The sequence below is a fragment of the Pirellulales bacterium genome, from assembly GCA_036490175.1.
GTDB lineage: Bacteria > Planctomycetota > Planctomycetia > Pirellulales > JACPPG01 > JACPPG01.
In genome coordinates, this window is sequence record DASXEJ010000310.1 from 1 (window position 1) to 6,115 (window position 6,115).

A 6,115-nucleotide genomic window follows, 5' to 3' on the forward strand; every position below is an offset into this window, starting at 1 on the left:
ACCATACTCTCGCGGCTGGTGACGGCCTTGCGTGTGCTCGTGCCCCAGGTCGAACGATGCGGTACGAGCGATCTGGCGCTCCACGCCCATCCCAACACAGCGTGGCACGACGCCGAGTCTCGTAATGAAGTAGCCCTGAAAAAATTCTCAGGCAATAGCCTCCGCTGCCGACGGAGGCACTTGTTGTATCACGGCACACTGCTCTACGACTTCGATCTCTCGTTGGCCGAACGTTTCCTGGCCCATCCCCCTCGTGAGCCGCACTACCGGGGCGGCCGCCGGCACTCCGACTTCATTACGAATTTGCCAACGACAAGTGCGCAGCTGCGTTCATCGATCGCTGCCGCTTGGGAGGCTAAGGAGAGGGCCGCATCATGGCCGAGCCAACACACGGCCCAACTTGTCGCAGACAAATATGAACATTTAGACTGGAACACGCCTGGGTAGGCTCTGGGGGCTCGGCGCGCGCAGCTCGTTGGTAGTAAATCGCTTCGCAAATCAAAACGCTATTATTTCGCCAGCGGCCACTGCTTGCCGAGCGTCTGGCGCTGTAGCGTGTGCAGTTCTGCGATGCCGACTTTGGCGAGCTTGACAAGAGTTTGTAATTCCTTCTCACTGAACGTGGCTTCTTCGCCGGTTCCTTGGACCTCGACAAAGCGGCCTCCGCCGGTCATCACCACGTTCATGTCGACTTCCGCATCGACATCTTCCGGATAATCCAGATCCAATAGGGCGTGACCGCCGACAATGCCCACGCTGACCGCCGCCACGCTATCGACGAGCGGCGGCCGCGCGGGGTCCAACTTCTCGCGAAGAGTGTGCATCGCATCGACCAGTGCGATGAAGGCGCCGGTAATCGAAGCGGTGCGCGTGCCGCCATCCGCCTCGAGCACGTCGCAATCGACCGTGATCGACCGCTCGCCCAGTGCATCGAGATCGCAGATCGCCCGCAAGCTGCGCCCGATCAAGCGCTGGATCTCGGTCGTGCGGCCATCGACCTTGCCGTCGCGATCGCGACGTTTGCGCGGGCTGGTGCTGCCGGGCAACATGTTGTATTCAGCCGTGACCCAGCCGCGTCCCTTTCCCTTCATCCACGGCGGCACTTGTTCCTCGACGCTGGCCGTACAGAGCACAGTCGTATTGCCCGCCTGGTAGAGCACGCTGCCGGGTGCGGCGCGTGTGTAACGACGCTTGATCTTCGGGGGCCGGATTTCGTTGGGGCGGCGACCGTCGTGGCGAGTGGGCATGGGAATCCTGGAGTGATGACTGGTTCAAGAATGTGAATAGAGGGGACTGCGAATTCGCTCGGCGTGGCGATTCTCACTTTGTCTTCAGCAGCTTATGCCCGCTTAACGTAAAGCTGCGCACCGACAGTCCCCCTGCCGCGGCCGTGGAAACCGTGTGGCCGCGCGGCAAATCAAACGCACCGACGCGCGCCCAGCGATCCTGCACGCTTTCCGTACGGTCGAGCCGGCCCGTAGCGGCGTCCCAGTATTGCACCGTGTAGTTGCGTGACAAGTAGCCCCCTTCGGGGTTCCGATCGGTGTCCAATACCGTGATCGTCATGTCCTGCTGGCCAAAGTTGCGATTCACAACGGTCAGTTGACCGTCCTTTACTCGATAGCTCGAAGCAAACTGCCCGCCATCGAATTCCAAAAGCCGGCCCAGCGGATGATCTTCGTCTTCGTCGGCAAAACGTACGATCGGAGGAGCGTCACCGGAGGTCTCTCTGGCAATGCGGTGCATGGAAATCGATTGCAGTTGTTCGCGAACCCAATCGGCAACGGGCTCGTCGGCGGCGGTGACCAGGACGCTGCCATCGGCGTTCACGGTAATGTCACCCGAGATGGATCGCCCTTCGACATCCCCCTCGACGCTGGCGGTGAATCCGGGAAAACTCTGCCATTTTGCCCTGGCGGCGACGGCGTCTTCAAAGAGCTTCACCGCGGCTGGATCGGCGTCCGAGCGTGCCAGGGGCCAATTAAACGCCAATGTCGCGAATTCGCGCACCTCTTCGTACGCATGCCCGTTATGGTTACCGGGGATCTTATCGACGAATTGCGTATAGACCGAATAGACGCCCGTCGACGGGGGCGCGTATTTGACCTGGCCCTGTTGATCGGTCGTGAATTCATCCCCCACCAGATTTACATCAACGGTTTGAATTTTGGCGCCGGCAAGAGGCTTGCCATCACGTAGCGCCGTGAGCAATACGTGATCGTTGGCAAACTGAGGCACGATCTCGAGCCGGGTTTCCTGGCGGGGCCGCAGGCGATTCAATTCGTCAGGCTTGCCGGCCACCGCTTTGGGATAATGCCGCAGCAAGAACGGTGTCTGCGACGGTCGCGCCAATACGCCGTAGTCGAGTTCGCCGATGACGGCCACACTGCCGGCCCCCGGCAAGTGCGCGCGCAGTCGATCCGCTCCCTTGACAACTTCCAAAGGGCGGAAGCTGCCGGGCTCGGCTTGTACCCAGAGCTTTGTCGGAGCCATCTTGTCGATAAAGCGGGGATCGCCGGCGTCGGCTTTCTCGCTGAAATAGACCTCGGCGGCTCGCCCCCCTTCGGCCGGCGGCAGAATCCGCACAAACAAATAATGGGCCCGCGCCATACCAGTCCCCAGCAGAAGCAGTAGCCATGCCTGCGCCGCCCGAGTCACGATTCGCCTGGGTTCCATGATCGCACCTCGCTCTGGGAAGTGATGTTGGATCGAGTGTCCCTGGCGCGGCGCCGCGTGTCAAACTAGCGGAGGCTGCACGGCCCCTGCCGATTGCTTCGCGGCAGCATCGGCGTCAAAATAACCCGACAGGAATGTGGGCCGGCAGATTCAACAGTCGGCTTGATCGACTGAAACGCCCAGAATCGAGGATCGCCATGCCGCACGATCGCATTGACACGTTTGCCGAGTTCTGGCCCTACTACGTGCGCGAGCACAGTTTACTTCGCACGCGCATCATGCACTTTGTCGGTACGAGCCTGGCCATGATCGCCGTGGCCACGGCGATCGCCCTGCAATATTGGTGGCTGCTGGCCGCCGCACCGATTGCCGGCTATAGCTTGGCTTGGATCAGCCATTTTGGCATCGAGAAAAACCGCCCTGCCTCGTTCAAATATCCGCTGTGGTCATTCCTGGCGGATCTAAAGCTCTGGGCGTTGATGCTCAGCGGGCGCATGGGCGCCGAGGTGCAGCGGATCCTGGGCGCGACGACGCGCTGAAGTGCAGCTACAGGTCGCGCCGATCGTTTGACCTTTGGCCAAATCGCCGAGCGGCGCTAGTTGATCGCGAAGCCGCTCTTTTCTGCCAAGATCGTCAGGCTGCGACGGAAATAGACGTAGGGGCGGAAGCTGTTTTTCTGCCGCGACCAGTCGAAGCATTTGTTGACGATGTCAATCGGCAGCTTTCCTTGATCGACCAGATCCGCCACGTGATCGACAAATTGAAATTCAATCGGACGCCGGCACTTCAATCCCTTTTCGAGCTGCTGACGCAGCGTGATCTGCACGTAAGGGCTGGACTTGGTCGCCGGGCTCGTTTGGGCCAATGCCGAAACCGCCACGCCGCCACACAGGATCAGAACGCATGCCGCGCGCGCAAGGACTTTCGCCATCGAGGTCCTCCAACGGCCGAAACGAGATGTGATGCAGGGAGAAGAATTGCGTGGTGGCTTGTAATGAAATCGCCGCCGCGAGGCAATACCCGTTGTCCGCTCGGCCGGCCCCGAGATTGCGCTAATCCCCTGGGTTTTTCCCGATTTGCTGGCACTTGCGGCCTCTCGGACGGGTGGGCCGGGGTTGGACCTTGGCCAGCTGCGGCGTAACATATGCTTTAGTGGCTTGATGTTATCTGCCGTCGGGCACCGCGGCGCCCTGCGCAGAGCGTAGCTGCCCCCCTGCCCCGCTGGGCCATGTCCGGCGATAGTTTCACTCCTGCGAATCGAACCATGACGCCAGCACTTCGACGTCTTACCCTTTGCGGGCTGCTGGCAGTGATCGGCCTAGGGCAATGGGAGCTGACCCTAGCGATGGCCGAGGATTCCATCCCAGCGGCGTCCGAGGGCATGGGGAAGTGGATTGCCGAGCTCGATTCTGACCAGTTCCATGTCCGCCGCCATGCCGCCGACAAACTGCGCGCGCTGGCCGAACAACCAGCGGCGCAAGAGGCGCTGGCCGCGGCGCTATCGCGGTTATTACTGCGGGCTGACACACCCTACGAGGTACGCGAACTTTGCGAACCGTTGCTACTGCGGCTTCCAGCACCCAAAGACGTGCCGGGCCCCGGTATCACTGCGGCTGAAATCGATCTGTTGGTGGCCCAGGCTGACGCAGATTTGTACGGCCAGCGTATCGGTGCCACCACGCGCCTCGGCTGGGCCGCTAAGCGCAGCCCGGAACTTGCTCGTCTCGTGGCTGAGAAAGTCAAACGGCGTCTGGCAGACGTTACGCTGTCGCGCGATGCACGCGTCCGCTTGGCGGCAGTACGCGAGACGGCCTGGCTAGCCTGGCTGGCGAGCGATCCGGCAGCGTGGCCCGCGCCGACGGCCACAGAAGAATCCATGCAGGGTTGGATCAAGACCCTGGTTTCACGCACCGAGACTAGCTCTGCACAGGACGCGGCCGAAGGCGAGTTAATTGATCTACTGGTTTACGACGCTTGGACTTCTCGCATTCGTGATGTGATCGCCGAACATCTGGAGTCTTCCGAGAATCTGACGCCGGAAGCCCTTGAGCGGCTGGCTCGATTGCACGACCTTTGTCAGCCCGCAATGGCCGCCGAGATTTGGGTCGAGCGGACGCACAACACAGTGCAGTATTTGCTGGTCGACGTCCCTCAGCGTGTCGAGCAGGCGGACCGGACAACGCATTTCGATCGCATCGACGACCAGGTAGCACATTGCGTGAGTGGCAATTCGCTAGCGCCGGGGGATTATCCCGTGGGCATCGGCTTGCCCCCCACGCACCCGCTTAATCCGGCCAAGGAAGGGCGGATGTTTCACCTGGTTAATTTGCCCACTCCGCGTCGGCGGCTGTTGTACGATCACCAGCAGTTGAAGGTCGACGAGCCGCAACGACTGCGGGAATTGAGCGAGCGAACGACGGCTTACTACTTGAATCGCAAACAATGCCTGGCCGAGCGTGAAATCGCACTGCTCCGGCAGCTCGACCCGACCGTGGTTTCGCGGTTTGTCGGGCCGTATCTGCTGGCCGTCGATGACCAGCCCAAAGCGGAACCAGAGGATTTCCAATTTGGCGGACGGAGCAGCCGGCATGTGCTGCTGTGCGCTATCGTGGCGGAAATCGGCACGCACGAGGCGCTGCCCGGCCTGGTCGAGGCCGGACGACGCGGTCGCTTACCTCCGCCGAACGAAGACCTGAAATACAACGTCGGATGGCTGGCAGCGATGGCGATCGCGGATCGCGACCCCTGGCCGGGGCTGGACGATTGGCTGGCAAGTCTTATCGAAATGACCGATCCCTTGGGCACTTCGCATGACCCATCACCGGATGTGGGGGGCACGGCCGCCGCGATGCTGCTCGAGCGGCAAGGGGTATCGCTTTCGGACTTTGGCGTCGTAGAGGTGAATGACGCTGACTTGCGCGGCATGTCCATCCCCGCAGCGCGCTTCGTGACACCCACGGGGCGTCGGCAAGTGCTCGATTGGTGGCAACGGCACAAGCAGCAAGCCAAGTCTCCTGGCGCATAAGCTGTAGCCACTATACGCGATTCAGCGTGCTCGCGGATGGAGTAGCGGCGCCTCAGTGAGTGCCCACTCGGTTCCGTGCTACTAATCGGAGTCGGCTTCTAGGAATTTCTTCAGCACGACCGCACTGTTGCGCTCCGTGTCGTGCGCGGCGTAGATGAAAGTGACCGATCCTTCGCCGGTGCGGTGCTTGAGCAGTTTCAGAAGATCGCCAGCGCCGCGCAGCTCTTGGCGATAGCGACGTTGGAACTCGCCCCACCGCTCTGGGTCGTGGTTGTACCACTTGCGTAATTCCGCGCTGGGAGCCACGTCGCGCAGCCACAAGTCGATTTTCGCTGCCGCCTTGGTCAGCCCACGAGGCCATAGTCGCTCGACCAGGATCCGAAGCCCGTCTTGCCGCGATGGTTTCTCGTAGGC

7 protein-coding genes are annotated in these 6,115 nt (G+C 61.3%); 3 read left to right on the forward strand and 4 right to left on the reverse strand.

The annotated features are described in order from the left end of the window. Positions 1-447: hypothetical protein (locus VGG64_23890; protein ID HEY1602667.1), on the forward strand; the 447-nt coding region annotated here is incomplete at its 5' end. Positions 448-509: 62 nt separating this feature from the next. Here the strand turns inward: VGG64_23890 and rph are convergent. Together rph and VGG64_23900 are read right to left on the reverse strand one after the other, a co-directional pair. Further along, positions 510-1,247, reverse strand: a complete 738-nt coding sequence (rph, locus tag VGG64_23895) for a ribonuclease PH (protein ID HEY1602668.1) — start codon at positions 1,245-1,247, stop codon at positions 510-512. Positions 1,248-1,320: 73 nt separating this feature from the next. Beyond that, a complete protein-coding gene (locus VGG64_23900; GenBank protein ID HEY1602669.1) occupies positions 1,321-2,676 on the reverse strand; it encodes a DUF3386 family protein in 1,356 nt (451 codons plus the stop codon). A gap of 197 nt (positions 2,677-2,873) precedes the next feature. On the opposite strand from VGG64_23900, the gene VGG64_23905 reads away from it, so the two are divergent. Further along, on the forward strand, positions 2,874-3,215 hold the full coding sequence (locus VGG64_23905) for a DUF962 domain-containing protein (GenBank protein ID HEY1602670.1): 342 nt from the start codon (positions 2,874-2,876) through the stop codon (positions 3,213-3,215). 56 nt (positions 3,216-3,271) lie between these two features. Here the strand turns inward: VGG64_23905 and VGG64_23910 are convergent, their stop codons facing one another. Then, positions 3,272-3,607 (reverse strand): hypothetical protein, encoded by a 336-nt coding sequence (locus tag VGG64_23910; protein ID HEY1602671.1) that lies wholly within the window; start codon positions 3,605-3,607, stop codon positions 3,272-3,274. Positions 3,608-3,940: 333 nt separating this feature from the next. Between VGG64_23910 and VGG64_23915 the strand changes: the two genes are divergently transcribed. Further along, on the forward strand, positions 3,941-5,701 hold the full coding sequence (locus VGG64_23915) for a hypothetical protein (GenBank protein ID HEY1602672.1): 1,761 nt from the start codon (positions 3,941-3,943) through the stop codon (positions 5,699-5,701). An 81-nt stretch (positions 5,702-5,782) separates the two neighbouring features. On the opposite strand, the gene VGG64_23920 is transcribed toward VGG64_23915, so the two are convergent. After that, the coding region (locus VGG64_23920) for a DUF488 family protein (GenBank protein ID HEY1602673.1) at positions 5,783-6,115 on the reverse strand (333 nt) is incomplete at its 5' end.

What these genes read in the sequence shown, in the direction of transcription:
- VGG64_23900 (HEY1602669.1), bottom strand. Translation starts at nt 2,676, where the DNA reads ATGGAACCCAGGCGAATCGTGACTCGGGCGGCGCAGGCATGGCTACTG.
- VGG64_23905 (HEY1602670.1), top strand. Translation starts at nt 2,874, where the DNA reads ATGCCGCACGATCGCATTGACACGTTTGCCGAGTTCTGGCCCTACTAC.
- VGG64_23910 (HEY1602671.1), bottom strand. Translation starts at nt 3,607, where the DNA reads ATGGCGAAAGTCCTTGCGCGCGCGGCATGCGTTCTGATCCTGTGTGGC.
- rph (HEY1602668.1), bottom strand. Translation starts at nt 1,247, where the DNA reads ATGCCCACTCGCCACGACGGTCGCCGCCCCAACGAAATCCGGCCCCCG.
- VGG64_23915 (HEY1602672.1), top strand. Translation starts at nt 3,941, where the DNA reads ATGACGCCAGCACTTCGACGTCTTACCCTTTGCGGGCTGCTGGCAGTG.